22 protein-coding genes, 1 pseudogene and 1 riboswitch are annotated in these 25458 nt (G+C 71.0%); of the genes and pseudogenes, 13 read left to right on the top strand and 10 right to left on the bottom strand.

From position 1 onward, the window contains the following. The first annotated feature begins 213 nt into the window (after positions 1–213). Together ACIBJH_RS29480 and ACIBJH_RS29475 are read left to right on the top strand one after the other, a co-directional pair. A complete protein-coding gene (locus ACIBJH_RS29480) occupies positions 214–858 on the top strand; it encodes a MerR family transcriptional regulator (protein ID WP_093624310.1) in 645 nt (214 codons plus the stop codon). Between the two features lie 57 nt (positions 859–915). Next, a complete protein-coding gene (locus ACIBJH_RS29475) occupies positions 916–2418 on the top strand; it encodes a DNA polymerase IV (RefSeq protein WP_399119892.1) in 1503 nt (500 codons plus the stop codon). On the opposite strand, the gene ACIBJH_RS29470 is transcribed toward ACIBJH_RS29475, so the two are convergent. Continuing rightward, on the bottom strand, positions 2340–2711 hold the full coding sequence (locus ACIBJH_RS29470; RefSeq protein WP_399119891.1) for a PRC-barrel domain-containing protein: 372 nt from the start codon (positions 2709–2711) through the stop codon (positions 2340–2342). The two genes, ACIBJH_RS29475 and ACIBJH_RS29470, sit on opposite strands and share 79 nt — an antisense overlap. Positions 2712–2825: 114 nt before the next feature. After that, a riboswitch (glycine riboswitch) is annotated at positions 2826–2921 on the top strand. Positions 2922–3100: 179 nt separating this feature from the next. Between ACIBJH_RS29470 and gcvP the strand changes: the two genes are divergently transcribed. Beyond that, positions 3101–5986 carry an aminomethyl-transferring glycine dehydrogenase gene (gene gcvP / locus ACIBJH_RS29465; RefSeq protein WP_399119890.1) on the top strand — a complete coding sequence of 962 codons (2886 nt, stop codon included), beginning with the start codon at positions 3101–3103 and terminating at the stop codon, positions 5984–5986. 97 nt (positions 5987–6083) lie between these two features. Here gcvP and ACIBJH_RS29460 read toward each other — a convergent pair whose 3' ends face one another. Genes ACIBJH_RS29460 through modA form a run of 3 tightly spaced genes read right to left on the bottom strand, consistent with a single transcriptional unit; the run spans position 6084 to position 8808 of the window. Beyond that, positions 6084–7136, bottom strand: coding sequence for an ABC transporter ATP-binding protein (locus ACIBJH_RS29460; RefSeq protein ID WP_399119889.1), 1053 nt, complete (start codon positions 7134–7136; stop codon positions 6084–6086). Continuing rightward, complete coding sequence (locus ACIBJH_RS29455; RefSeq protein ID WP_399119888.1) at positions 7133–7990, bottom strand: ABC transporter permease; 858 nt, start codon at positions 7988–7990, stop codon at positions 7133–7135. The genes ACIBJH_RS29460 and ACIBJH_RS29455 overlap by 4 nt, the downstream gene beginning before the upstream one ends. Beyond that, positions 7987–8808, bottom strand: coding sequence for a molybdate ABC transporter substrate-binding protein (gene modA / locus ACIBJH_RS29450; RefSeq protein WP_399119887.1), 822 nt, complete (start codon positions 8806–8808; stop codon positions 7987–7989). Before modA ends, ACIBJH_RS29455 begins: the two co-directional genes overlap by 4 nt. 205 nt (positions 8809–9013) lie before the next feature. Here modA and ACIBJH_RS29445 point away from each other — a divergent pair, with 205 nt between their 5' ends. After that, the gene (locus tag ACIBJH_RS29445) at positions 9014–9505 is read left to right on the top strand and encodes a molybdopterin-dependent oxidoreductase (RefSeq protein WP_399119886.1); all 492 of its coding nucleotides are present in this window, start codon (positions 9014–9016) and stop codon (positions 9503–9505) included. Here ACIBJH_RS29445 and ACIBJH_RS29440 read toward each other — a convergent pair. Beyond that, positions 9417–9915: pseudogene (locus ACIBJH_RS29440) on the bottom strand (aldehyde oxidase); the annotation flags it as partial. The gene ACIBJH_RS29445 and the pseudogene ACIBJH_RS29440 overlap by 89 nt on opposite strands. Between ACIBJH_RS29440 and ACIBJH_RS29435 the strand changes: the two are divergent. From ACIBJH_RS29435 to ACIBJH_RS29420, 4 genes are all read left to right on the top strand, one after another. Continuing rightward, entirely contained in the window at positions 9806–10117 is a 312-nt protein-coding gene (locus ACIBJH_RS29435; RefSeq protein ID WP_399119910.1) for a hypothetical protein, read from the top strand. The pseudogene ACIBJH_RS29440 and the gene ACIBJH_RS29435 sit on opposite strands and share 110 nt — an antisense overlap. Beyond that, a complete protein-coding gene (locus ACIBJH_RS29430; RefSeq protein ID WP_399119885.1) occupies positions 10107–10331 on the top strand; it encodes a helix-turn-helix domain-containing protein in 225 nt (74 codons plus the stop codon). Before ACIBJH_RS29435 ends, ACIBJH_RS29430 begins: the two co-directional genes overlap by 11 nt. A gap of 26 nt (positions 10332–10357) precedes the next feature. Next, the gene (locus tag ACIBJH_RS29425; RefSeq protein ID WP_399119884.1) at positions 10358–11290 is read left to right on the top strand and encodes a LysR substrate-binding domain-containing protein; all 933 of its coding nucleotides are present in this window, start codon (positions 10358–10360) and stop codon (positions 11288–11290) included. Between the two features lie 104 nt (positions 11291–11394). Next, the gene (locus ACIBJH_RS29420) at positions 11395–12555 is read left to right on the top strand and encodes an NAD-dependent formate dehydrogenase (protein ID WP_399119883.1); all 1161 of its coding nucleotides are present in this window, start codon (positions 11395–11397) and stop codon (positions 12553–12555) included. Positions 12556–12597: 42 nt separating this feature from the next. On the opposite strand, the gene ACIBJH_RS29415 is transcribed toward ACIBJH_RS29420, so the two are convergent. After that, entirely contained in the window at positions 12598–12993 is a 396-nt protein-coding gene (locus ACIBJH_RS29415) for a molybdopterin-binding protein (protein ID WP_200713589.1), read from the bottom strand. 98 nt (positions 12994–13091) lie between these two features. On the opposite strand from ACIBJH_RS29415, the gene ACIBJH_RS29410 reads away from it, so the two are divergent. Next, on the top strand, positions 13092–13682 hold the full coding sequence (locus ACIBJH_RS29410; protein WP_399119882.1) for a DUF1707 domain-containing protein: 591 nt from the start codon (positions 13092–13094) through the stop codon (positions 13680–13682). On the opposite strand, the gene ACIBJH_RS29405 is transcribed toward ACIBJH_RS29410, so the two are convergent. The 3 genes from ACIBJH_RS29405 to ACIBJH_RS29395 all read right to left on the bottom strand — a co-directional run bounded on the left by ACIBJH_RS29405 (position 13660) and on the right by ACIBJH_RS29395 (position 18826). After that, a complete protein-coding gene (locus tag ACIBJH_RS29405) occupies positions 13660–14181 on the bottom strand; it encodes a hypothetical protein (protein WP_399119881.1) in 522 nt (173 codons plus the stop codon). The two genes, ACIBJH_RS29410 and ACIBJH_RS29405, sit on opposite strands and share 23 nt — an antisense overlap. A gap of 818 nt (positions 14182–14999) precedes the next feature. Further along, a complete protein-coding gene (locus tag ACIBJH_RS29400) occupies positions 15000–16958 on the bottom strand; it encodes an amino acid transporter (RefSeq protein WP_399119880.1) in 1959 nt (652 codons plus the stop codon). Between the two features lie 293 nt (positions 16959–17251). Beyond that, positions 17252–18826, bottom strand: a complete 1575-nt coding sequence (locus ACIBJH_RS29395; protein WP_399119908.1) for a Na+/H+ antiporter — start codon at positions 18824–18826, stop codon at positions 17252–17254. 182 nt (positions 18827–19008) lie between these two features. Between ACIBJH_RS29395 and ACIBJH_RS29390 the strand changes: the two genes are divergently transcribed. Next, complete coding sequence (locus tag ACIBJH_RS29390; RefSeq protein ID WP_399119879.1) at positions 19009–21522, top strand: ATP-binding protein; 2514 nt, start codon at positions 19009–19011, stop codon at positions 21520–21522. On the opposite strand, the gene ACIBJH_RS29385 is transcribed toward ACIBJH_RS29390, so the two are convergent. After that, positions 21500–22000 (bottom strand): hypothetical protein, encoded by a 501-nt coding sequence (locus tag ACIBJH_RS29385; protein WP_399119878.1) that lies wholly within the window; start codon positions 21998–22000, stop codon positions 21500–21502. The two genes, ACIBJH_RS29390 and ACIBJH_RS29385, sit on opposite strands and share 23 nt — an antisense overlap. A gap of 256 nt (positions 22001–22256) precedes the next feature. Between ACIBJH_RS29385 and ACIBJH_RS29380 the strand changes: the two genes are divergently transcribed. From ACIBJH_RS29380 to kdpF, 3 genes are all read left to right on the top strand, one after another. Further along, entirely contained in the window at positions 22257–24098 is a 1842-nt protein-coding gene (locus tag ACIBJH_RS29380) for an APC family permease (protein WP_399119876.1), read from the top strand. A gap of 1099 nt (positions 24099–25197) precedes the next feature. Beyond that, positions 25198–25371: a hypothetical protein gene (locus ACIBJH_RS29375; protein WP_359610623.1), complete on the top strand. Its 174-nt coding sequence runs from the start codon at positions 25198–25200 to the stop codon at positions 25369–25371. Next, positions 25368–25457 carry a K(+)-transporting ATPase subunit F gene (kdpF, locus tag ACIBJH_RS29370; RefSeq protein WP_016434100.1) on the top strand — a complete coding sequence of 30 codons (90 nt, stop codon included), beginning with the start codon at positions 25368–25370 and terminating at the stop codon, positions 25455–25457. Before ACIBJH_RS29375 ends, kdpF begins: the two co-directional genes overlap by 4 nt. The last annotated feature ends 1 nt before the right edge of the window (position 25458 follow it).

Below are 25458 nucleotides of genomic sequence, written 5' to 3'. Positions count from 1 at the left end.
CGGCGGCCGGCAGAGAAATGCTGGCATTTGCCACCGGCGTGTGAGAGCGTCCTGCGGCCCGCCGCGAGAGCATTCGGCTAGCCTTTCCCCGCGGTGGGGTACGGGAAACCACTCCTAGGGTGATTATCACTCGGCGTGCCTAGCGTGGCGATCGTTGACGCACCCCTGGTGACTGCCTACCGTCGAGAAGGCAGGTCAAGGACGGAGGTCGGCGTGAGAAGCAGCGGCGACGGTACGGCTGGGGGTGCCCCGGAACGCAGTTTCGGGGACAGTGGCCCGTACCCGCTTCATGGCAGTGCGGCCGATCACGCTCCGCATCGACCCACTGCCGTGCCGAGCAGCGGAGGGGCGACGTCCATGGCGTCCGAGCAGATCGGCTACCGGGGCCCTACGGCCTGTGCGGCGGCAGGCATCACCTATCGGCAACTGGACTACTGGGCGCGCACCGGGCTCGTCGAGCCCAGCGTGCGGCCCGCACACGGGTCGGGGACGCAGCGGCTCTACAGCTTCCGGGACGTCGTCGTCCTGAAGATCGTCAAGCGGTTCCTCGACACGGGTGTGTCGCTGCAGAACATCCGCAGCGCCGTTCTGCACCTGCGGGAGTGCGACTTCCGCGATCTGGAGCGCATGACGCTGATGAGCGACGGCGCCACGGTCTACGAGTGCACCTCGCCGGACGAGGTCCACGCCCTGCTCCAGGGCGGCCAGGGCGTCTTCGGGATCGCCGTGGGCGTGGTGTGGCGGGATGTGGAGAGCGCCCTGTCGCAGCTGCACGGGGAGCGCGTCGACACCGGCGAGACCCTCGTCGGAGTCAACCCCGCCGACGAGCTGGCCAGGCGGCGCAACCGGGCCGTCTGAGGGCCCGGCGGGAGCCGTAGCGGGGCATTGTCAGTGGCGTAGGGCAGCATCGGAGATGTGAGAACCGCGCCCACGATCCTGCATCTCGACATGGATGCCTTCTTCGCCTCGGCGGAGCAGGCCTCCAAGCCGAGCCTGCGCGGGAAGGCCGTCGTCGTGGGCGGGCTCGGGCCGCGCGGGGTGGTGGCCACCGCGTCGTACGAGGCACGGGTTTTCGGGGTGAACTCGGCGATGCCCATGGCCCAGGCGCGCAGACTCGCTCCGAACGCCGCGTATCTCGTGCCGCGCTTCGGCTTCTACCGGTCGATCAGCGAGCAGGTGATGGCCTTGCTGCGGGCGCTGTCGCCCCTTGTGGAGCCGCTGAGCCTGGACGAGGCGTTCGTGGACCTGGAGGCCGGAGAGACGGCCTGGGACGCCGAGTCCGCGCGGCGGGCCGGGGAGCGGCTCCGAGCCGACATACGAGCCGTCACGGGGCTCACCGGCTCCGTCGGCCTCGCCGCCTCCAAGATGATCGCGAAGATCGCCTCCGAGCGGGCCAAGCCCGACGGGCTGGTGCTGATCGAGCCCGGCACCGAGCGGGCGTTGCTGGGGCCGCTGTCGGTGCGCACACTGCCGGGGGTCGGACCGGCGACGGGCGACCATCTGCGCCGGGCCGGGATCACCACGGTCGACGAGATCGCCGAGGCGGGCGAGGACGAGCTGGTACGGCTGGTCGGCAAGGCACACGGGCACGCCCTGTACGCCATGGCGCTCGCGCACGACGAGCGGCCCGTGGTGGCCGAGCGGGAGACCAAGTCGGTGTCCGTCGAGGACACCTACGACGTGGACATCCACGACCGGATCCGGGTGGGCCTGGAAGTGCAGCGCCTCGCCGACCGGTGTGTGCGGCGGCTGCGGGGCGCCGGGCTGTCGGGGCGGACCATCGTTCTCAAAGTGCGGCGCTACGACTTCTCGACGCTGACCCGGTCCGAGACACTGCGTGGGCCCACCGACGATCCGGGGGTGGTGCGGGAGGCCGCGGCGCGGTTGCTGGACTCCGTGGACACCACGGGTGGGGTGCGACTGCTCGGGGTGGGAGTCTCCGGGCTCGCCGACTACACGCAGGAGGACCTGTTCGCGCAGGCGGCGGGGGAGCAGGTCGACCTTCTTGAGGAGGAGCACACGGAGGAGGAAGCCGGAGGGGAGGAGTCGGCGCCCGTGGAGCGGCGCTGGCCTGCGGGCCACGATGTGCACCACTCCGGGTTCGGGCACGGGTGGGTGCAGGGCAGCGGGCTGGGGCGGGTCACCGTGCGATTTGAAACGCCGGAGGATGCCGGGCCGGGGCGGGTGCGGACGTTCCGTACCGACGATCCGGAGCTGGAGCAGGCGGAGCCGCTGCCGTTGGTGACGCGGGACGCGAGTGAACTGACCGGAGCATCAGGGCAGTTGGTGGCGCCGCCCCCGGAAGGTCGAAGACCCGCCGTCCCTCCCGCCGCTTCGGCTCAGGTGTCGTCCGAGCCCGCCAGTCTGCCGAAGTCGCGGTCCGGGAAGGAGGGAGGTGGGGCCACGTCGAGGCCGTAGTGGTGGTAGAGCTGGAGTTCCTGGTCGGGGGAGAGGTGGCGGCCCACGCCGAAGTCGGGGGCGTCCTTGATCAGGGAGCGTTCGAAGGGGATGTGCAGGGTCCCCTCGATCAGTTCGCTGGGCTCCAGGGGGACGAAGGCGTCCCTGGAGAACAGGCCGGTGCGTATGGCCGCCCACTCCGGTACACCGGTCGCGTCGTCGAGGTAGACCTCGTCGATCGTGCCGATCTTGGCACCGGTGCGGTCGAACGCCTTGCGGCCGATCAGGTTGCGCGGATCGATATCGGTCTGCACGGGCCCTCCTCCTGGTCGCAACTCATTCGTAAACTCTACAAAAGAGCACAATCGGGCCGGTGGCCACTCGAAAGCTCGGCTTCACCGCTCGCTGGTAGGCTGGCGAACGGCTGCTGACCCCGTGCGGGAGAGTCCTCCAGACTTCATCGGAGGCGCCGAAGGAGCAAATCCTCCCCGGAATCTCTCAGGCTCACGTACCGCACGGACGAGGTCACTCTGGAAAGCAGGGCGGGTGCCGGCGACGGCCCTCGCTCTCACCGACGGTGAAAACCGGTGACCCTCGGGTGGCCGGTGAAGCTCTCAGGTTGAGATGACAGAGGGGGAGGCCGTCCGGGCACCCCACTGTCGTGGTGCCCTCGAAGGTCGTGTCCGACCAGGAGGCCTCCCAAATGACCGCCCCTCGCACTTCGCTCTCCGAGCTCGAACAGGGCATCCCGTTCGAGCAGCGCCACATCGGTCCCGACCAGGAAGCGCGGGCCAAGATGCTCGCGCAGGTCGGCTACGGCTCGCTCGACGAGCTCACCGCCGCCGCGGTCCCCGATGTGATCAAGAACGCCGACTCCCTGGACCTGCCGGGCGCCCGCACCGAGGCCGAGGTACTGGCCGAACTGCGTTCCCTCGCGGACCGCAACGAGGTCCTCGGTTCGATGATCGGCCTCGGGTACTACGGGACCTTCACCCCGCCCGTGATCCTGCGCAATGTCATGGAGAACCCGGCCTGGTACACGGCCTACACGCCGTACCAGCCGGAGATCTCCCAGGGACGGCTCGAAGCCCTCCTCAACTTCCAGACCATGGTCGCCGACCTCACCGGGCTGCCGACCTCCGGCGCCTCCCTGCTCGACGAGGGCACGGCCGCCGCCGAGGCCGTGGCGCTGTCGCGGCGCATGGGCAAGAACAAGAAGGGCCTGTTCCTGGTCGACGCGGACACGCTGCCGCAGACGATCGCCGTGATCGAGACCCGCGCCGAGCCGGCCGGTGTCGAGGTCGTCGTCGCCGACCTCAGCGAGGGCATCCCGGCGGAGATCGCCGAGCGCGAGATCAACGGCGTGCTCGTCCAGTACCCGGGCGCCTCCGGTGCCGTTCGCGACATCAAGCCGCTGATCGAGCAGGCGCACGGGCTCGGGGCGCTCGTCACCGTCGCCGCCGACCTCCTCGCGCTCACGCTCCTCAAGTCACCGGGCGAGCTGGGCGCGGACATCGCGGTCGGTACGACGCAGCGCTTCGGGGTGCCGATGGGCTTCGGCGGGCCGCACGCCGGATACATGGCCGTGCACGAGAAGTTCGCGCGCAGCCTGCCCGGGCGGCTCGTGGGTGTTTCCGTCGACGCCGACGGCCACAAGGCCTACCGCCTCGCCCTCCAGACCCGCGAGCAGCACATCCGCCGCGAGAAGGCCACCAGCAACATCTGCACCGCTCAGGTGCTCCTCGCCGTCATGGCCGGGATGTACGCCGTCTACCACGGGCCCGAGGGGCTCAAGGGCATCGCGCGGCGGACGCACCGGTACGCGACGATCCTGGCCGCCGGGCTCACCGCCGGCGGTGTCGAGGTCGTGCACGGCGGCTACTTCGACACGCTGACCGCGCGCGTCCCCGGCCGGGCCGCCGAGGTCGTCGTCGCCGCCCGCGAGGACGGCGTCAACCTCCACCTCGTGGACGCCGACCGGGTGTCCATCGCCTGCGACGAGACCACCACGCGTGCCCAACTGGCCACCGTATGGACCGCGTTCGGGGTGGACGGTGACGTTGAGGCGCTTGACGCGTCCGCCGAGGACACGCTGCCCGAGGGGCTGCTTCGGAATGACGCGTACCTCACGCACCCCGTGTTCCGGGACCACCGTTCCGAGACCGCGATGCTGCGCTACCTGCGCAAGCTGGCCGACCGGGACTACGCGCTCGACCGGGGCATGATCCCGCTGGGCTCCTGCACGATGAAGCTCAACGCGACCACCGAGATGGAACCGGTCACCTGGCCCGAGTTCGGGCAGCTGCACCCCTTCGCGCCCGCCGAGCAGGCGCAGGGATACCTCACGCTCATCCGGGAGTTGGAGGAGCAGCTTGCCGAGGTCACCGGGTACGACAAGGTGTCGCTGCAGCCCAACGCCGGTTCGCAGGGTGAGTTGGCCGGGCTGCTGGCGGTGCGTGGGTACCACCGGGCCAACGGGGACGAGCAGCGGACCGTGTGTCTGATCCCGTCGTCCGCGCACGGCACGAATGCGGCCAGTGCCGTGATGGCCGGGATGAAGGTCGTCGTCGTGAAGACCGCCGAGGACGGCGAGATCGACGTCGAGGATCTGCGGGCGAAGATCGAGCAGTACCGCGAGGAGTTGGCGGTGCTGATGATCACTTACCCGTCCACGCACGGGGTGTTCGAGGAGCACGTCGCCGACATCTGCGCGCAGGTGCACGAGGCGGGCGGTCAGGTCTACGTCGACGGCGCCAACCTCAACGCCCTTGTGGGGCTTGCCAAGCCGGGGCACTTCGGCGGCGATGTCTCCCACCTGAATCTGCACAAGACGTTCTGCATTCCGCACGGCGGGGGTGGGCCGGGCGTCGGGCCGGTCGGCGTGCGCGCGCACCTGGCGCCGTATCTGCCGAACCATCCGCTTCAGCCTGAGGCCGGTCCTGAGACGGGAGTTGGGCCCATCTCCGCCGCGCCGTGGGGCTCGGCCGGTATTCTGCCGATCTCTTGGGCGTACGTACGGCTCATGGGTGGCGAGGGGCTGAAGCGGGCCACGCAGGTTGCCGTGCTCTCCGCCAACTACATCGCCAAGCGGCTCGAACCGCACTACCCCGTGCTCTACACCGGGCCCGGTGGGCTCGTCGCGCACGAGTGCATCATCGATCTGCGGCCGATCAGCAAGGCGACGGGCGTCAGTGTCGACGACATCGCCAAGCGGCTCATCGACTACGGCTTCCACGCGCCGACGATGTCGTTCCCGGTGGCCGGGACGCTGATGATCGAGCCGACGGAGTCCGAGGACCTGATCGAGCTGGACCGGTTCTGCGAGGCGATGATCGCGATTCGGGGCGAGATCGAGAAGGTCGGGGCGGGGGAGTGGCCGGCTGAGGACAATCCGTTGCGGAACGCGCCGCATACCGCTGCCGCGTTGGGTGGGGAGTGGGGGCACGCTTACTCGCGCGAGGAGGCTGTCTTCCCGGCCGGTGTGTCCGTTGCCGATAAGTACTGGCCGCCGGTACGGCGGATCGACCAGGCCTTTGGTGACCGGAACCTTGTTTGTTCCTGCCCGCCGTTGGATGCGTACGAGGACTGACGTCTTTCGGGTGCGGCGCCGTTGTGGCTGGTCGCGCCCCGTGGCGGAGCCCCAAATCGATACAGCCCCGCGCCCCTAAAAGAAGGGGCGTGGGTGCTCACGTGGGATATGAGTGGGTCTGGGTTGCCTTCACCGCGGCCCAGACCGATGCCCCTTGATGCAGGTTCAGTTCGGCCGCTGCCGGTGTCGTCAGGTCTGCCGCCAGGGGGAGTTCGCCCGTCAGGTCTACGCGGATCTGGTCGCCGTGGGTTTCCAGGCCCGCCACCTCGCAGTGCCAGAGGTTGCGGGCGCTGGCGCCTGTGGGGCGGTCTCGGAAGAGAGTCACCGCGCTTGGTGGGAACGCCACGAAGACCTCGCCGGTCAGGTCCTCCGTGGTGGTGATCGTGGGGCCTGCGTCGAGTGTGACCGTGTGACCCTCGGCGCTGCCCTTGTAGAGGTTGAGGCCGACCAGTTGGGCGATGTAGTCCGTGCGCGGGTGGCGGGCGATGTCGGCGGGGGTGCCCTGCTGGACGATCGTGCCGTGCTCGATCACCACCAGTCGGTCGGCCAACACCATGGCGTCCAGGGGGTCGTGGGTGACCAGGACCGCGACCGCTTCGAACTCGGCCAGGTGGCGGCGGAGTTGGGCCCGTACGTCCAGGCGGGTGCGGGCGTCCAGGGCGGCCAGGGGTTCGTCGAGGAGCAGGAGGCGTGGGCGGGTCGCCAACGCCCTTGCCACGGCCACGCGTTGGGCCTGGCCGCCGGAGAGTCCCCGGGGCTTGGCGCCGGCGTGCTCGGCGAGGCCCAACCGCTCCAGCCACTCGGTGGCGATGGCGCGGGACTCAGCCTTGGTCGCCCCCTGGCAGCGGGGGCCGAAGCCCACGTTGTCGAGGGCGGTGAGGTGCGGGAAGAGGAGGTAGTCCTGGAAGACGACGCCTACCGGGCGGGACTCCGGGGGCGTACGGTCCAACTCCTCGCCGTCCAGCCGTAGATGACCGTCCGTCAGGTCCACCAGGCCGGCCAGGGCTCGCAACGCGGTTGTCTTTCCGGCGCCGTTGGGGCCGAGCAGGGCGACGACGTCACCGGGGGCGGCGGTCAGTTCGACGTCCAGGCGGAAGGCGCCGCGGTCCACGACGAGATGGGTGTCGAGGCCCTTGTCCGGTGTGGTCATGAGGTCGTCATCCAGCGGTCCCGAAGTCCTGCCAGGACCGCGATCGACACGGCCAGCAGGACCAGGCTGAGGGCGATGGCCGCCTCGGGGTCGTTCTGGAGGGCGAGGTAGACCGCGAGGGGCATGGTCTGGGTGCGGCCGGGGAAGTTGCCGGCGAAGGTGATCGTCGCGCCGAACTCGCCCAGGGCGCGGGCCCAGGCGAGCACCGAGCCTGCCGCGATGCCGGGGGCGATCAGGGGAAGTGTGACCCGGCGGAACGCCGTGAAGCGGGAGGCGCCGAGGGTCTGGGCGGCCTCCTCGTAGCGGGGGTCGGCGGCGCGCAGGGTGCCCTCGACGCTGATGACCAGGAACGGCATCGCGACGAACGCCTCCGCGACCACGACACCGGTCGTGGTGAAGGGGAGGGTGATGCCGAACCACGAGTCGAGCCACTGGCCCACGACACCGTTGCGGCCGAGGGCCAGGAGCAGCGCCACGCCGCCCACCACCGGGGGCAGGACCAGCGGGAGTGTCACCAGGGCCCGGACGAAGCGGCGGCCGGGGAACTCCGTGCGGGCCAGCAGCCAGGCCAGCGGCACGCCCAGGACCAGGCACACCGCTGTCGCCAAGGTCGCGCTCAGCAGGGAGAGTTGGAGGGCCTGCCAGACCTCCGTGCTGGTGAGCTGTGACGGCAGCGACCGCCAGGGGGCCCGCACCAGCAGGGCGAGCAGGGGGAGGAGCAGGAACGCCAGGCCGACGAGTGCGGGCAGCAGGAGCGGGAGCGGCACCCCGCGTCCGGTCATCCGGACACGGCGACGCCGCGGCCCGCCCTTCAGGGTCTCGGCCGCGGCGTCGGAGGTGTCGAGCTGCGTCACGGCTTGAGGAAGCCCGCCGCGGACAGCACCTTCTGGCCCTCGGCGGACTGCACCAGCGCGATGAACGCCTTGGCGGCGACCGCGTTGGGCGCGTTCTTCAGAAGGACGATCGGGTAGTCGTTGATGGCGTCGGCGGACTCGGGGAACTCCACGCCCTCCACCTTGTCACCCGCCGCGTGCACATCGGTCTTGTACACGACCGCCGCGTCGGCCTCCTTCAACACCACCTTGTTGAGGGCGGACTTGACGTCCTCCTCGTAGGAGACCGGGGTGAGCTTCAACTTGCTTGCGGTGAGCGCCTTCTGGGCGGCCGCGCCGCACGGCACCGTCTTGTCGCACAGCACGACCTTGAGCGAGGACTTGGTGAGGTCCTTCAGAGAGGTCACCTTGTCGGGGTTGCCCGGCAGGGTGGCGATCTCCAGCTGGTTGCGGACGAAGGTCGCCGGGGTGCCGACACCGTCGCCCTTGTCCGTGACGATCGCCATGGTCTTGGGGCTCGCGGCGGCGAACACGTCGGCCGGGGCGCCGCTGGTGATGCTCGCGGCGAGGGCGTCACTGCCGGCGAAGTTGAAGGTGACCTTGGTGCCCGGGTGGGCCGTCTCGAACTCCTTGCCCAGGGTCGTGAACGACTCCTTGAGCGAGGCGGCGGCGAAGACGGTGACGGTGCCGGACATCTTCGGGGACGCGGACGCCGAGGTGCCGGACTTCGAGGAGGACGAGTCGTCGCTGGAGGAGCAGGCGCTCAGGGCCAGCAGCGCGGCGGCTCCGGCCCCCGCAACCTGCAGGGTCCGGCGGGTCCGACGCGCGGAACGGGTCATCACGGTTCTACTCCTCTGATTCTGCCGATAAGGGGTCGTCGCGCCCTTGCCCGGCCGCAACAGCCGTGCCGCGATGATACTGCCGCATATGCAAGGTGTAAGTCTCCTGTCGCATCGCATGAGCTGCGCTATTCGCTTGCGGGGTCCGCATGTGCGTTTGTACGGGACTGTCGTCCGGGTACCACATTCCGGGAGGTGATGGCTCGTGACGCTCGCGCAGCTCGATCTGACGGGGGACCTCGCCCGACCGGCCCGGCTCACCGTGCCGGAACTGCTGAACTGGCCGCTGCACCGGGTCCGGGTCAGCTTCGAGTGCGCCACCAGCGGCACCCAGGTCCACCGTTTCGCGGGACCACGGCTCTACGACGTCCTGTCCGCGGCCGGTCCGGGCTTCGACCCCGTCCGCCGCAAGGACCGGTTGCGCTTCCTCATCGCGGTGAGCGGCACGGACGGGCACCACGCGCTGCTGTCCTGGGCCGAGATCGATCCCGACTTCGCTCATGCCCCTGTTCTGCTCGCTGTGAGCATCGACGACACCCCGCTCGACCGTGCGGGGCCGCAACTGGTGCTACCGCAGGACCGTTGCGGGGCCCGGCACATCAGTGGGATCAGTGCGATACGGGTGGACGGGGCGTACGGCGCGGCGAGTCGGCCAGTGCCGGCCACACCCGGTCGCGGGTCAGCGGAAGTTCCGTGAAGCGGACGCCCGTCGCGTCCCGCAGCGCGTTGGCGAAGGCGGGCGCGACCGGGTTGAAGGGGCTCTCGCTCATCGACTTGGCGCCCAACGGCCCGATGGCGTCCGCCGTTTCCATGAAGTGCACCTCGGCGCGCGGCACGTCCGCGTACTGCGGGAGCCGACAACGGCGGAACGCGGCCGTCTCCACCGCACCCCTTGCCGGCGTCGGCCGCGTGCGCACTGCGCAGGATGCGGATCTCGCCCGTATCCGGGTCCGCGGCGACCCTGAACCACTGCGTGTTGAAGGCCACGGAACGCGGGATGCTGCCGAAGTGTCCGTCGGCGGCGAACTCCACCCCGACCGGCGCGCCCGCCGCGTACAGGGGGGCAGCGGCCGTAGGACGGTGGCCCGACGGAACCGCGTTCGCGGTCGTCACCCAGAGGGAGGCCGAGGCGAAGGGTCTCAACGGGGCGTTGGCGCAGGCGCGTTACGCGCGCAGCTCGGCGCGCGGCACCGCAGGCCACGGATCCGCGCTCGTCGACGCCTCCGTGCTCACCGGGCCCGGCGCGCTGCTCACCGGCGTTCCGGCCGAGGTCCGTCCGTACCGCCTTCAGCCGGACCGTGTTCGGTGAACTGCGGGGCGACGCCGTCCTGTTGGGGATCCTGGAGACCTTTCTCGCCTGTGACGGTTCCTGGGCGCGGACCGCGGAGGCGTTGCATCAGCACGTCAACTCCGTGCACTACCGCATCGGGCGCATCGAGTGCTTCACCGGGCGCGACCTCTCCCGCCTCTACGACCGACTCGACCTGTGGGCAGCCCTGTTGTGCCGGACGGACAGCGCCTAACCTGCACGTCACAGGGGAGGTCAGGGATGCTGTTGCGTCAGCTGGAGTACCTCGTCGCGCTCGCCCGTGAGCGGCACTTCGCGCGCGCCGCGGCGGCCTGCTATGTCTCGCAGCCCTCGCTGTCGGCCGCGATCCGGCGCCTGGAGCACGAGTTGGACGTGCCGATCGTGCGGCGCGGCCGGCGGTACGAGGGGCTGACGCCCGAGGGCGAGGTGGTGCTTGCCTGGGCGCACCGCATCCTGGCCGAACGGGACGCCCTGCAGCAGGAGTTGTCCGTCCTGCGCGGCGGGCTGGCCGGCACGCTGCGGCTGGGCGTGGTGCCGACCGCGCTGCCCGCCGCATCCCTCCTCACCACCCCGTTCTGCGAACGGCATCCCCGGGCCCGGGTCGCCCTGGAGTCGCTGTCGTCCGTCGACATCCTGCACGGGCTCGCCGAGTTCGAACTGGACGCGGCGATGACGTACCTGGACGACGACAGCCTGCGCAACGTCCGCCGCTTCCCGCTCTACGAGGAGCGGTATGTGCTCCTCACGCCGGTCGACGGACCACTTGCCGGTGTTTCCGAGGCCAGTTGGGCGCAGGCGGCCACCCTCCCGCTCTGCCTGCTGAACTCGAGGATGCGCAACCGCCGCATCATCGACGAGTGTTTCGCCGCCGAGGGGGCGACGGCCTCCCCGGCGATCGAGTCGGACAGCGTCGCCGGGCTCTACACACTGCTCCCCGGCGGGCGTTGGTCGAGCGTGATCTCGCACGCGTGGCTGCACATGTTCGACGTACCGGAGGGGATGCGGGTGGTGCCGCTGAACGGGCCCGCGCACGGACCCCGGGTCGGACTCGTCGTCGCCCGCACCGAGCCCCGATCCGTGCTGGCGGAAGCCCTGTTGAAGGTGGCGCGGGAGGCGGGCGTACGTGACGCGCTCGACGAGCTGCTGCACACCTATCTGGGAGAAGGGCGCTGATAGACGCGGGCTATCCGGGCATAGCAACGTTCGCTTTGACCAGGGCGATTCACTCCGAGGATCGTGAAGCGCACCTTCCGACAACGGAGTTGAGGAGCCGCGACATGGCCAAGGTTCTCTGTGTCCTGTACGACGACCCCACCGACGGATACCCGACCTCGTACGCCCGCGACGACCTGCCCGTGATCGACCACTACCCGGGCGGCCAGACCACCCCCACCCCCGAGGCCGTCGACTTCACCCCGGGCCACTTGCTCGGCAGTGTCTCCGGTGAACTCGGCCTGCGCGCCTACCTGGAGGGCGCCGGGCACACCCTGGTCGTCACCTCCGACAAGGACGGCGAGGGCTCGGTCTTCGACCGGGAACTGGTCGACGCCGACATCGTGATCTCGCAGCCGTTCTGGCCCGCGTACCTCACCCCCGAGCGGATCGCCGCCGCGAAGAACCTCAAGCTCGCGGTCACCGCCGGCATCGGCTCCGACCACGTCGACCTCGACGCGGCGATCTCCCACGGCGTGACGGTCGCCGAAGTGACGTACTGCAACAGCATCAGCGTCGCCGAGCACGTGGTGATGATGACGCTGTCCCTGGTGCGCAACTACCTGCCGTCCCACCAGGTCGTGCTCGACGGCGGCTGGAACATCGCGGACTGCGTGGCCCGTTCGTACGACCTCGAAGGCATGCACGTCGGGACGGTCGCCGCCGGGCGGATCGGGCTCGCGGTGCTGCGGCGGCTCGCGCCGTTCGACGTGAAGCTGCACTACACCGACCGGTACCGGCTGTCCGAGGACGTGGAGCGGGAGTTGGGGCTGACCTGGCACGAGAGCGCCGAGGACATGGTGCCGCACTGCGATGTCGTCACCATCAACGCGCCGCTGCACCCCGAGACGGAGGGGCTGTTCGGCGACAAACTGCTCGCGCAGATGAAGCGCGGCGCGTATCTCATCAACACCGCGCGGGCGAAGATCGTCGACCGGGACGCCGTCGAACGGGCGCTGCGCAGTGGGCAGTTGGCGGGGTACGCCGGTGACGTGTGGTTCCCGCAGCCCGCTCCGGCGGACCACCCGTGGCGCACGATGCCGCACCACGGGATGACTCCGCACATCTCCGGTTCGTCGCTGTCGGCGCAGGCCCGGTACGCGGCGGGCACCCGGGAGATCCTGGAGGCGTTCTTCGCCGGGCGGCCGATCCGCGACGAGTATCTGATCGTGGACGGGGGCGCGTTGGCGGGGACCGGCGCGCACTCCTACTCCGTCAACAAGTGACGGAAGCTCCCCCCAGGTGACGGACGGAGGCCACCGCCCGCCTCACACGCGGTCGATATGTACGTTCGTCGACTTCACGCGGGCGGTGGCCTCCATGCCGACCTCCAGGCCGAGTTCCTCGACCGCCTCCCGGGTCAGCAGCGAGACCAGCCGGTGCGGACCGGCCTGGATCTCGACCTGGGCGGCGACGTCGCCGAGCTTGATCGCGGTGACGATGCCGGGGAACGCGTTGCGCACCGAGGTGTAGGACGTGTCCTCCTCGACGGCGCCCGACTTCGCCAACTCGACCGAGAACGCGGCCAGATCGACACCGTCGATGAGCCGACGGCCGCCCTCGTCGCGGTGAGTCGTCACCCGGCCCGCGTCCGCCCACCGGCGCGCGGTGTCCGGGCTCACGCCGAGCAGCCGCGCCGCCTGGCCGATTGTGTAGGACTGCATACGCGCAACCCTAGGGGCAGAAACGGAAGTCGGTGGACGGGGGGTTGGCTCTGGGGTATAACGCGATATGGCGTCAGTCCGTCGATCGGGGTGAGGGTATGTCGGGTGAGCTGATGAGCACGACCGGGTTGCGGGCCTCGCATGCGGACCGGGACCGCGTCGTGGACGTGCTGACCGGCGCGGCCGGTGACGGACGGCTGACCGCCGAGGAGCTCGACGAGCGCGTCGAGGCAGCCCTGTCCGCCCGCACGCTGGGGGAGCTGGCGGTCCTGACGGCCGACCTGCCCGTGGTCGCCGGCGCGACTTCCGTCGAGGTGAAGGACGTCGCCCGCATCGAGCAGAACGGCGGCTCGACGCGGCGCGGTGACGGCTGGGTGGTGCCGCGCCGGCTGGAGATCCAGTCGCGCCTGGGCGATGTGACCCTCGACTTCACCCAGGCCGTGATCACCCAGGCCACGCTCCGCGTCGACCTGGACATGCACCTCGGTGCGCTACGGCTGCTGCTCCCGCCGGGCGTCGCTGTGAACACCGACGACCTGGTCCTCAACTACAGCAAGGTCAAGACGCGTGGACGCGGCGACCAGGACGCTCCGGTCGACCTGCGGATAGAGATCGTCGGGCAGTTGGGGTTCGGGAAGGTCCTGATACGCCGGGCGCGGCGCAAGGTCAGGAAATCCCCGACGCCCTGAGCACCGACCGGGCCGTCTCGTCGTCGACCAGATGGCCCAGGTGACGCCGGACATCGGTGCCCTGACGCAGCGTGCCGCGCTCCATGGAGTGCCGTATGCCCGTGTCCAGTTCGTGCCAGAGAAGGGGGTTGGCGACCAGCACCCGGGGGTCCAGTTCGAGCCACTGTCCGTGCGTGTCCCGCAGAACCAGACGCGCGGAGACATCGCCGTACCGCCGTACGACCGTCAGCGCGTCCGTGCGCACCGTGCGGCGCAGCAGCGGGCTGTCCACGGTGAGCCAGCCGGGGCCCGCGGTGACGCGATGCGGGAGCAGCACGGCGCAGAGCGCCGCCGACATGGCGAACCACAACAGCGCGCGGGGCAGGGTCAGGGTTCCGGCGTCCCAGTCGACCAGCAGGGTCATCCCGAGGAACCCGAGCGCGCAGCCCGCCGCCAGCCGGGCGTCGCCACGCCAGTGGCGGTCGCCGGTCGGGTCCGGTGGTGGGGTGCTGTGCCGCATGAGCCCGACGGTAGGCCGCCCCGAGCCCGCAGCGCGGGCCGCTGACGCGCCTCTTACACTGCGGGACCGGATTTTGTCGTGTCTCTTACGGTGACGGCGGCCCGACCGGTCCGGAACGGTCGGCCGGCGTGCCGGTAACGGCGCCGGTGTGCTCGGCCGGCGTGCCGGTAGCGGTGCTGGTCCGCTCGGCCGGCGTGCTCGGCCGCTGTGTATGCGCGGGCCGCGGCCCGGCCGGTCCCGAGCGGTCGACCGGTGTTCCGGCAGCGGCCCTGATCCGCTCAGTCGAGGTGCCGGCAGCGGTCCCGGTCTGCTGCTCAGCTGGCGTGCACGCGCGGGCGCCGGCCGCGGTTCTCTTGCGGTGACGGCGGCGGCCTGGCCGGTCCCGAAGGGTCGGCCGGTGTGACGGCGGCGGCCCTGGTCCTCTGGGCCGACGTACTGGCAAGGGTCTCGGTCCGCTGTGTCGACGTGCGGGCGGCGGCCCTGGCCTGCTCAGTCGGCGTGCCGGCAGCGGTCCCTGTCGGCTCGGCCGGTGTGACGGCGGCGGCCCTGGTCCTCTGGGCCGACGTGCCGGCAAGGGTCTCGGTCCGCTGTGTCGACGTGCGGGCCGCGGCCCTGGCCTGCTCAGTCGAGGTGCCGACAGCGGTCCCGGTCCGCTCGGCCGGTGTTCCGACGGCAGCTGTCCTCTGGGCCGACGTACTGGCTGGAGTCTCGGTCCGCTCTGCCGACGTGCGGGCGGCGGTCCCGGTCCGCTCAGTCGACGTACCGACCGCGGCCCCGGTCCGCTCAGCCGAAGCGCCGACCGCGGCCCCCCCGCCCCCTCAGCCCGTGTGCACCCGTGGGCGCCTGGCGCGGTCCGGTTCTGCCTCGCGGAGGACCTCTCGGGTGACCGGGGCGACCTCGCCCTGGCCGAAGAGGAAGAAGCGGAGGAAGTTGGCGAAGGGGTTGCCCTCGGTCCACTCGAAGTACATGTGCGGGATGCGGCCCGTCGTGTCGCGGACGTGGAGCATCAGCGCGGCCAGCGCGTTCGGGATGGACGAGGACTCCAGGGTCAGCACCCGGTAGCGGCCGTGCAGCACATCGCCGCGCACCGTCAGGCCCGCCTCGAACTCGGAGGCGTCGAGGACGGTCACCTCCACGAACACGAAGTCCTCGCCGGGGATGTCGTTGTCGGCGCGGATCTGCTCGATCTTGTCGCGGTACTCGGCCTTGTCGCGGCGGTCGGGCTCGTTGGCCACGAAGCGGATCTTCCGGCTGGCCATGTCCCGGATGAATCGTTCCGCCATGTCGTCCAACTGCACGCTCGTCACGCGCAGTTCGAAGGCGCGGGCCAGCCGGGACAGCAGGGAGACCAGGATGATGCCGGCGATGAAGCAGGCGCCGATCTTCACGCCGTCCGGGCGCTCGATGACGTTCACGACGGTGACGTAGAGGAGGACCGCAGAGACGACCCCGAAGGCGATGGTCCAGTTGCGCTGGCGGGCGCGGCGGGCGGAGATGGTCACCGCGATCGCGGCCGAGGACATCAGGACCAGGACGCCGGTGGCGTAGGCGCCGCCCTGGGCGTCGACGCTGGCGTCGAAGATCCAGGTCACTAGGAACGCGATCAGGGTGAAGACGATCACCATCGGGCGGACCGCGCGCGCCCAGTGCGGGGCCATGCCGTAGCGGGGCAGATAGCGCGGCATCAGGTTGAGCAGGCCCGCCATCGCGGAGGCGCCGGCGAACCACAGGATGGCGATGGTCGAGAGGTCGTAGACCGTGCCGAAGCCGTTGCCCAGGTACTCGTGCGCGAGGTAGGCGAGCGCGCGGCCGTTGGCCTGGCCGCCCGTCTTGAACTCCTTCTCCGGGATCAGCACGGTGGTGATGAAGCTGGTGGCGATCAGGAACACGCTCATGATGAGCGCGGCGGTCGTCAGCAGCTTCTTGGTGTCCCGGATACGGCCCTTGGGGTTGTCGTGGGTGTCGTCCGGATCGCCCTCGACGTGCGGCATCACGGCCACGCCCGTCTCGAAGCCGGACAGGCCGAGCGCCAGCTTGGGGAAGACCAGGAGGGAGACGCCGATCATCGCGAAGACGTTGCCGTGCTCGGTGGTCAGGGCGCTGCTCCAGTCGGTGACCACGTGCCCATGGGTGGCCACGTGCCACATGCCGACGATCACGACGACGACGTTGAGGCTGAGATAGGCAGCCACCAGGTAGACGGCGACGCCGATCGCCTCCAGAAAGCCCTTCAGGAACACCGCGCCGAGCAGGGCGACCAGGATCAGCGTGATCAGCATCTGCTTGTCGTGCAGCATGCTCGTCAGGTGCGGGTTCTCCACGAGGTGGGTGGAGGCGTCCGCCGCCGACAGGGTGATGGTGATCAGGAAGTCGGTCGCCGCGAAGCCGAGCAGGGTGAGGACGAACAGCTTGCCCTTCCAGAACGACAGCAGCCGTTCCAGCATCGCGATGGAGCCCTCGCCGTGCGGGCTCTCCTCCGCCACCCGCCGGTACACGGGCAGCGCACCGGCCAGCGTGACGACCACGAGCACGATCGTCGCGACCGGCGAGAGCAGTCCGGCCGCGAGGGCCGCGATGCCCGGTTGGTAGCCGAGGGTGGAGAAGTAGTCGACACCGGTCAGGCACATCACCCGCCACCAGCGCTGACCCTTGTGGGCGTGCTGTTCGGGCTCCGGCGCGGACTGCGGCACCTGCTGGCCGCCGCCCTTGCCCATGTCGGCCAGGCCCTCCAGCATCCAGGCGCGCAGGCGACTGGGAGGGTGTTCGGTCGTGGCCATGGGCGTGCTCCTGGGGGTGCGGGTCAGCGTGCGGTTTCTGGCCATCACGCGGACGGCCGCACCAGCGTAAGCGGAGAGTGACGCGTGGGCCCACGGATGCGGGGGCCGTGGGCGTCAATCTTCCGTTAAGACTGGCCGGGTGGGCGGCAGGAGCGCATCAGGAAGGGGTGGCCGGGAGTGGTTCGGGGCGCGTTGGGCTGTATGGGGGATGTGGGGAGGGCCGTACCGGACGGTGCACACCGAGCGTGACGACGGGACGGGTGCGCGGAGCGGGAAGAGCGGCTGCCCCTGCCTCACACGTCCGCCAGCCTCGCCTCCTCCAGGTCCAGCGACCGCTGCAACCGTCTGCGGGTCGTGTCGCTGATGGCGTGGTCGTCGTAGAGGCGCTGCAGTTCCACCGCTTCCACGGCGATCAGGTCGCGGCGCAGCTGGCGGTAGACGAGGTCGGCCGATTCGGCGTGCGCCGCTTGGCCGTTGGGCTCGGCGAGGCGGTCGCGGGCGTCGTCGAGGCGGGCGTTGAGGCCCCGGCGGAGCCGGTCGAGGACGACGTCCGGTACGGCTTCCAGCTCGGCGAGTTCGTCGAGCCGTCGGATGCCCGCGTCGGCCAACTTGCAGCGGGCGGAGGCCTCTTCGCGTTCCGTGTGGTCGGGTTCGAGGGCGATGCCGGAGCGGCGGACGACGGGCGCGAGCGTGAAGCCCTGCACGACCAGGGTGACGACCACGACCGAGGTGGTCAGGACGAGGACCAGCGGTCGGTCGGTCAGCGCGGCGCCGCTGCTGGTGACCTCCGGGATCGACAGAGCCGCCGCCAGCGGAAGGACACCCCGGGTGCCCGCCCAGGTCAGCACCATCGGCACCCGCCAGTTCACCCGGTGCGTCCCGGCCTTGCGCTGCACCACCGCCGACAACGGCGCCAGCCACAGCAGTCGTACGGCGATCAGGGTGCCCGCCACCGCGAGGGCGTACAGCGGCCAGGCCCGGTCGCCGTCGGACAGCGCCCGCACCTGCGTGGGCAGCGCCAGTCCGATCAGCGAGAACACCACGCTCTCCAGCAGGAACACCAACGTGCCGTAGACGGCGTGCAGTTGGAGCCGGATGCGGGCGTTGGTGAGCCGGTCGCCGCGACCGCCCAGGACGACCCCGGCGACCACGACCGAGGTCACGCCCGACGTGTGCGCCCCCTCCGCCAGTACATAGGCCGCGTACGGCGTGACCAGGGCGATCACCGTCTCCAGGACCGGGTCCTCGGTGTGCCGCCGGATCAGGGTCACGGCGTGGGCCACGGCCGCCCCGATGACCGTGCCACCGCCCGCGAGGACGATGAACTCCCCACCTGCGGCACCCCAGTTCGCCGCCGCCGAGGCCACCGCGACGCTCACCGCGACCCGGAACAGGACCAGCGAGGTCGCGTCGTTGAACAGGGACTCCGCCTGGACGAGCATCTGGACCCGGGGCGGCAGCGCGAGCCGCCGGCCCAGCGCGGTGACGGCGACCGGGTCGGTGCTGGCCAGGACCGCGCCGAGCACGAACGCCATCTGCCAGGACAGTGGGGTCACCGTGGACGCCACCCAGCCCACCGCCGCCGCGGAGGCGAGGACCAGGCCGATCGCGAGGATCCCGACCGGCTTCCACACGGCCTTCAGCTCGCGCCACGACAAATCCTCGGCACTGGCGTAGAGCAGCGGCGGCAGCACCACCAGACCGATCACGTCCGGGCTGATCCCGATGGCCGGGGTGCCCGGCAGCAGAGCCACGGCGAGACCGGCGACCACGAGGAGGGAGGGCGCCGGGATGCGCCACCGGCGGGCGAACGTCGCGACCAGCGTCGCCAGTACCACGAGAGCGAGAACCGTACCGACGCCGCGCATGCCGTCCCCCTGGGTCTTGGACGAGCCCATGCGGACTCCCCGCCGACCAGACTTCCCGGCACACCGCGGTCACCCTAACCCGGCCGGGCGCCGTCAAGACAGTGTCAACGTGCGCAGGGGCGGCGCCAGAGACGCGTCAAGAGGCCTGCCCGAAGGCCTGCCGGGCGCTTCTCTGGGAGGCGATGAACGACGTACTGCGACGCGGGCGACTGAAGGTCTACCTCGGGGCGGCCCCGGGCGTCGGCAAGACCTACCGCATGCTCGACGAGGCGCGGCGCCGGGCCGCCCGCGGTGCCGACGTGGTGGTCGGCTTCGCCGAGTGCCACGGGCGCCCGCTCACCGAGGCGATGCTCGACGGCCTGGAGGTCGTCGAGCGGGCTCAATGTGCCTACCGGGGCGGGGAGTTCGAGGAGATGGACCTCGGCGCGGTCCTCCTCCGACGCCCGGAGGTCGCCGTCGTCGACGAGTTCGCGCACAGCAACGTGCCCGGCGGCGGACGCAACGCCAAGCGCTGGCAGGACATCGACGAACTCCTCGCCGCCGGCATCGACGTCGTCACCGCCGTCAACGTGCAGCATCTCGCCTCCCTCAAGGACGTCGTCGAGAAGATCACCGGGGTCCCGCAGCACGAGACGGTGCCTGACGACGTCGTACGCCGAGCACAGCAGATCGAACTCATCGACATGCCGCCCGAGGGACTGCGGCGGCGCATGGCGCACGGCAACATCTACACGCCCGAGAAGATCGACGCGGCCCTCGCCAACTACTTCCGGCCCGGAAACCTCACCGCACTACGGCAGTTGGCGCTCCTGTGGGTCGCCGACCGGGTCGACGAGGCGCTGCACACCTATCGCGCCGAGCACGCGATCGGCGGGGTGTGGGAGACCCGGGAGCGGGTGGTCGTGGCGCTGACCGGCGGTCCCGAGGGCGACACCCTCATCCGGCGGGCCGCCCGCATCGCCGACCGGTCGGCGGGCGGCGATCTGCTCGCCGTGCACGTGGCCCGCAGCGACGGACTCGCCGCCGGGGTGTCCCACGCCTCGCTCGCCCGGCAGCGCAGGCTCGTCGAGGACCTCGGCGGCAGCTACCACTCAGTGGTCGGCGACGGAGTCGCCACCGCCCTGGTCGAGTTCGCCCGCACCGAGAACGCCACCCAACTCGTCCTCGGCACCAGCCGCCGGGGCCGCCTCGAACGCTTCCTGACCGGACCCGGCACGGGCGAGACGGTCACCGAACTCTCCGGTGACATCGACGTCCACCGGGTCACGCACGAGCGCGCCGGGCGCGGCACCCTGCTCCCGTCCCGCCGCCGTACGCTCTCGACGGCACGGCTGATCGCCGGTCCCGTGGCGGGACTTGTACTGCCGGTGCTGCTCACCGTCTGTCTCGCGCAGGTGCGCGGCACGGTCAACCTCACCAGCGAGGCACTGCTGTTCCTGCTCGCCGTGGTCGGGGTCGCCTGCATAGGCGGTGTCACCTCGGCGGTCATCGCGTCGGTGACGGCCTCGCTGCTGCTCAACTACTGGTTCATCCCGCCCATCGGCCAGTTCACGCTGGACGACCCCAACGCCCTGTTGGCGCTGGGGGTGTTCACGGTCGTGGCGGCGACCGTGGCCGCCGTGGTCGACCGTTCGCTACGACTGTCCCGGCGCTCGGCGCGTGCCACCGCCGAGGCCGAGACCATGTCCTCCCTCGCGGGCAGCATCGTGCGCGGCGGCCAGACGATCCCGGCCCTGTTGGAACGCACCCGCGAGACCTTCGGCACCGACTCGGCGGAACTCGTCGACGAACCGCCGGACCATGAGATCGGCGGCGGGGCGACCACCGTCCCGGCCGGCCCCGGCGCCTACCTGGTGCTGCGCGGACGCACCCTCTCCTCCTCGGAACGGCGGGTGCTGGCCGCCTTCGCCGCGCATGTCGGCTCCGCCGTCGAACGGGCCCAACTCGCCGAAGCGGCGGCCGAGATAGAGCCGGTGAAGGCGGCCGACCGGCTGCGTACGGCGCTGCTGCGGGCGGTCGGACATGACCTGCGGACGCCGCTCGCTGCGGGTTGGGCCGCCGTCACCTCGTTGCGGGGCCGGGATGTGGAGTTCTCGGACGAGGACCGGGACGAACTCCTCGCCACCGCCGACGAGTCGATGGCCAAGCTGAACCGACTGCTGGAAAACCTCCTCGACTTGAGCCGTCTTGAGGCCGGTGTCCTGCCGCTGAACCTGCGGGCCACCAGCCTGGAGGAGGTCCTGCCGATGGCGCTCGCGGACGTGCCCGACGTGGATCTGCGGGACGTGGAGTCGATCCCGCCGGTGCTCGTCGATCCGCCGCTGCTGGAGCGGGTGATCGCCAACCTGGCGGGCAACGCGGCCCGGCACACCCCGGCCGGGCGCCGGGTCATGGTCACCGCCAGCGCGCTGGGCGGCCGGGTGGAGTTGCGGGTCGTGGACCGGGGGCCCGGGCTGCCGACCACCGGTCGTGAGCGGCTCTTCGAGCCGTTCCAGCGGCTCGGTGACACGGACAACACCACCGGGCTCGGGCTGGGTCTCGCCCTCGCGCGCGGTCTCACCGAGGCGATGAACGGGACGCTCGCTCCGGAGGACACACCTGGGGGTGGCCTGACGATGGTCGTGTCGATTCCCTTGGCGGAGAGGGCGGTTGAGGTGGACCCGACCACGGCTGTTACTCCAGGCCGGACACCCTGAACACGGTCTCGGCGGTCTCGCGTTCGACGCGTTCCGCGATCCGGCGCAGGGCGGTCGCCCCGCAGGTGAGCGAGCCGGAGGCAAGGGACTTGTGCGCGTCCTCGGCCAACCGGTGCCACAAGTCGGGGTTGTTGACCAGCACCTCGGGATCGATCTCGACCCGGCCGCCGAACTCGTCCCGCAGCAACAGCCGTTGAGAGATCCCGTCCAGACAGCGCACCGACACGAGCCGGTCCGTGCGGACGCGTCGTTCGCGCAGCGGCCCGCGTGCGGACAGCCAGCCCTCGCCCGCCCGGACCCGGGCCGGATACAGCACCACGAAGAGCAACAGCGCCACGGCGAACCAGAGCGCGGCGCGCCAGAGCGTGAACCGACCGCTGAAGTGGTCGACGACCAGCAGGAGTCCGAGAAGCGCGCCCGCGCAGCGGAACGTGCCGCGCAGATCGCGCGCCCATCGTCGGTCCTCCACCGGTGCCATGGAGGCGACCGTAGAGATTCCCGGCGTACGGAAGTCGGACCTTGACGGGACTCTGACGGGTGGCCGGTGGTTCTTGACGCCCCCGCAGCGTCCTCGCCGGCGGGCGGGAGCAGTTGCCCTGGTCACACCCTCGTCAAGTTCGCGTCAAGGAACGCGTGTTCGGCGCGAAGAAGCCGCAAGGAGAAGGAGAAACCCGCGGTGACGGGACCGAACCTGGAGCGCACCCGCGCGTCCGTACCTTGAAGGAGCCACCAGCATGACCGTTCTCACCGTCCAGCCGGACGAGACGCCCGCCGACGAGGAGCCCCCGGATACCGGCGAGCGCCATCGGCTGACCGCCCTCGGCGGGTTCGCCGCGCTCTCCCTGGACGCCATGGCGTCCGTGGCGTACGGCCCCGAGGCGATCGTCCTCGTGCTGGCCGCAGCCGGCGCGCACGGACTCGGCTTCACCCTGCCGGTGACGCTCGCCATCGCCGCCCTGCTGGCGGTCCTCGTCGCCTCCTACCGGCAGGTCATCGCGGCCTTCCCGGACGGCGGAGGCTCCTACGCGGTGGCGAAGACCCACCTCGGCGCGCGGACGAGCCTGGTGGCCGCGGCCTCGCTGGTGCTGGACTACGTACTGAACGTGGCGGTGGCCGTGACGGCCGGTGTCGCGGCCCTGACGTCGGCCTTCCCGCGACTGTACGACGACCGGCTGTGGCTGTGTCTCGCGGTGCTGGTACTGGTCACGGCGGTGAATCTGCGGGGGGTCGTGGAGTCGGCGCGCGCCTTCGTCGTGCCGACCGTCGTCTTCGTCGGCTCCATCCTCGTGCTCATCGTGGTCGGCCTGTTCCGGTCCGGGCCGGTCAGCACCGCGACCGCCGACGGCCACGCCTCCGCGCTCGCCGACAACGCCACGAGCGTCGGCACGCTGCTCCTGCTGAAAGCATTCGCCTCCGGCTGCAGCGCCCTCACCGGCGTCGAGGCGATAGCCAACGCCGTGCCCTCCTTCCGCGCGCCCCGGGTCAAGCGGGCCCAGCGCGCGGAGGTCGCCCTCGGCGCGGTGCTCGGCGTGATGCTGATCGGCCTGTCCGTCCTGATCTCCCGCTTCCACCTCCAGCCCGTCCAGGGAGTCACCGTCCTCGCCCAGCTCGCGGACGCCTCCCTCGGCCACAACTGGGCTTTCTACGTCATCCAGTTCGCGACGATGATCCTGCTCGCCCTGTCCGCGAACACGTCCTTCGGCGGGCTGCCCGTGCTGCTGAAGCTGCTGGCCCGGGACAACTACCTCCCGCACGTCTTCGCGCTCAAGGCCGACCGCCAGGTGCACCGGCACGGCGTGCTCGCGCTGGCCGCGGTCTCGGCGGCCCTGCTGGTGTTCTCCGGCGGCGACACCAACACCCTCGTGCCGCTCTTCGCGATCGGTGTCTTCGTCGGCTTCACCGTCGCCCAGGTCGGCATGGTCCGGCACTGGCGCGGCGAGCGGGGCCCCGGGTGGCGCGGGAAAGCCGTACTGAACGGCTTCGGCGCGCTTCTCACGGGCGTTGCCGCGATCGTCGTCACCGCGACCAAGTTCGAGGAGGGCGCCTGGCTGATAGTGATCGCCCTGCCTCTGCTCGTGCTCGCCTTCGAGACCGTGCACCGCGCCTACGCGCACATCGGCGAACGGCTCGGCCTCGGTCGCATCCCGGACCCGCCGCACCGCGACCGCTCCGTGGTGATCGTGCCGGTCTCCTCCCTCACCCGGCTCACCTCCGAGGCCCTGACGGCCGCCGCCTCCCTCGGCGACGAGGTCCGCGCGGTCACCGTCTGCTACCCCGACCCGGAGGACCGCGCCCACCTCCACGCCCTGGAGCGCGCCTGGGCCGAGTGGAACCCCGGCATACCCCTGGTCCGCCTCACCTGCGAACGCCGCACCCTGGGCCGCCCGATCGCCGCGTACGTACGGGACGTCTCGGCGACGGAACCGGACACTCGCATCACCGTCCTGATCGCAGAGGTGGAGCCCGTACGGCTGTGGCAGCGGCTGCTCCAGAACCAGCGCGGGGCCGTCGTCGCCCATGCGGTACGCCGGGACACGGACGCGGTGATCTGCCGACTGCGGTTCCGGTTGTTCTGACGCGAGGGGTGTGCAGCGGGCGCCGGCTTCGCCCCCGGGGCGCGGCGCTCGCGCCCGCGGCTGCCGCACGGAGTTGGCGTGGAGCCGCTCTGTGGGCCGGTGCGGGTGTCGGTGAGGAACCGCCTGCGGACCGGTGACGGCGTCGGCGCAGGAAGGTGGGTCGGTGTAGGCACCGCAGTGGAGCCGCCTGCGGCCCGGCGCCGGTGTTGCGGTGGAACCGCCTGCGGGCCCGAGCCGACGCTGCCGTAGAGCCGCCCTGCGGGCCGGTGTCGGCGCGGCGGGAAACCGCCTGCGGCCCCAGCATCGTAGTCGTCGGAAACCGCCCGCGGGCCAGTGTCGGCGCTGCTGTGGAACGACCTGTGGGTCAGTGCCGACGTTGTCGTGGAGCCGCCCTGTGGGCCGGTGCTGGTGCTGGCGTGGAACGGCCTACCAGGTTGGTGTCGGCATCGGCGTAGAGCGCCCGCAGGTCGGTGTAGGCGCCGCAGTAGAGCCGCCTGCGGCCCGGTGTCGATGTCGCCGTGGAGCCGCCTTCTGGCCAGTGCCGATCGTGTCGTAGAGCCGCCGCGCGGGCCGGTGTCGGCGCTGCCGTAGAGCCAGCGGCCTGCGGCTTGGCGCCGGTGTTGTTGTGGTGCCGCTCGCGGGCCAGTGCCGATCCAGTTGTAGAGCCGCCCCGCGGGCGGTGTCGGCGTCGCCGGAAACCGCCTGCGGCCCGGCATCGCAGTTGCCGGAATCCGCTCGCGGGCCCGAGCCGACGCTGCCGTAGAGCCGCCCTGCGGGCCAGTGTCCGCGCGGCGGGAAACCGCCTGCGGCCCGGCATCGCAGTTGCCGGAATCCGCCCGCGGGCCAGTGCCGACCCTGCCGTAGAGCCGCTCCCCGCCCCGGCACCGGCGCCGCCGGAAACCGCCCGCAGCCCTGCCCCTCAGTCACCGGAACCCGCCCGCGGGCCAGTGCCGACCCTGCCGTAGAGCCGCCCCCCACCCCGGCACCGGCGCCGCCGAAACCGTCCGCCGACCGATGCCCCCATCGCCGTAGAACCCCGCTGGCGCGCTGAAGTCCGGTGCCGCCGTAAGGGTCCCGTCAAAGGCGTGCGGGCCGCCGTATGGGACCCGTCAACGGCGGCCGGATTCGGTCATGGGCGCGGTTACCTCTAAGCGTCCGTTCCATTCGAACCTCAATCCAGGAGCTCACGATGGCCGATCTGGCCTTCGTCGTCACCACGATCGCGGTCTTCGCGCTGGTGGCCCTCGTCGCCAAGGGGGTGACGAAGCTGTGACCGCCGAGAACATCGTCGGCCTCGTCGTGGCCGTCGCCCTGCTGGGCTATCTCGTCCTCGCCCTGATCTTCCCGGAGAGGTTCTGAG

Origin of the sequence: Streptomyces sp. NPDC050548 (assembly GCF_044457385.1) — a bacterium.
In the GTDB taxonomy this organism is placed as follows: domain Bacteria; phylum Actinomycetota; class Actinomycetes; order Streptomycetales; family Streptomycetaceae; genus Streptomyces.
Note: the sequence above shows the minus strand (reverse complement) of the source record. Positions and strands in the feature narration are given on the sequence as shown.

Bases quoted from the DNA above. Each gene is read 5' to 3' on its own strand.
- gcvP (WP_399119890.1), top strand. From the start codon at position 3,101: ATGACCGCCCCTCGCACTTCGCTCTCCGAGCTCGAACAGGGCATCCCG.
- ACIBJH_RS29460 (WP_399119889.1), bottom strand. From the start codon at position 7,136: ATGACCACACCGGACAAGGGCCTCGACACCCATCTCGTCGTGGACCGC.
- modA (WP_399119887.1), bottom strand. From the start codon at position 8,808: ATGACCCGTTCCGCGCGTCGGACCCGCCGGACCCTGCAGGTTGCGGGG.
- ACIBJH_RS29435 (WP_399119910.1), top strand. From the start codon at position 9,806: ATGCTGCCGAAGTGTCCGTCGGCGGCGAACTCCACCCCGACCGGCGCG.
- ACIBJH_RS29425 (WP_399119884.1), top strand. From the start codon at position 10,358: ATGCTGTTGCGTCAGCTGGAGTACCTCGTCGCGCTCGCCCGTGAGCGG.
- ACIBJH_RS29420 (WP_399119883.1), top strand. From the start codon at position 11,395: ATGGCCAAGGTTCTCTGTGTCCTGTACGACGACCCCACCGACGGATAC.
- ACIBJH_RS29415 (WP_200713589.1), bottom strand. From the start codon at position 12,993: ATGCAGTCCTACACAATCGGCCAGGCGGCGCGGCTGCTCGGCGTGAGC.
- ACIBJH_RS29410 (WP_399119882.1), top strand. From the start codon at position 13,092: ATGTCGGGTGAGCTGATGAGCACGACCGGGTTGCGGGCCTCGCATGCG.
- ACIBJH_RS29405 (WP_399119881.1), bottom strand. From the start codon at position 14,181: ATGCGGCACAGCACCCCACCACCGGACCCGACCGGCGACCGCCACTGG.
- ACIBJH_RS29400 (WP_399119880.1), bottom strand. From the start codon at position 16,958: ATGGCCACGACCGAACACCCTCCCAGTCGCCTGCGCGCCTGGATGCTG.
- ACIBJH_RS29395 (WP_399119908.1), bottom strand. From the start codon at position 18,826: ATGCGCGGCGTCGGTACGGTTCTCGCTCTCGTGGTACTGGCGACGCTG.
- ACIBJH_RS29390 (WP_399119879.1), top strand. From the start codon at position 19,009: ATGAACGACGTACTGCGACGCGGGCGACTGAAGGTCTACCTCGGGGCG.
- ACIBJH_RS29385 (WP_399119878.1), bottom strand. From the start codon at position 22,000: ATGGCACCGGTGGAGGACCGACGATGGGCGCGCGATCTGCGCGGCACG.
- ACIBJH_RS29380 (WP_399119876.1), top strand. From the start codon at position 22,257: ATGACCGTTCTCACCGTCCAGCCGGACGAGACGCCCGCCGACGAGGAG.
- ACIBJH_RS29375 (WP_359610623.1), top strand. From the start codon at position 25,198: ATGGGACCCGTCAACGGCGGCCGGATTCGGTCATGGGCGCGGTTACCT.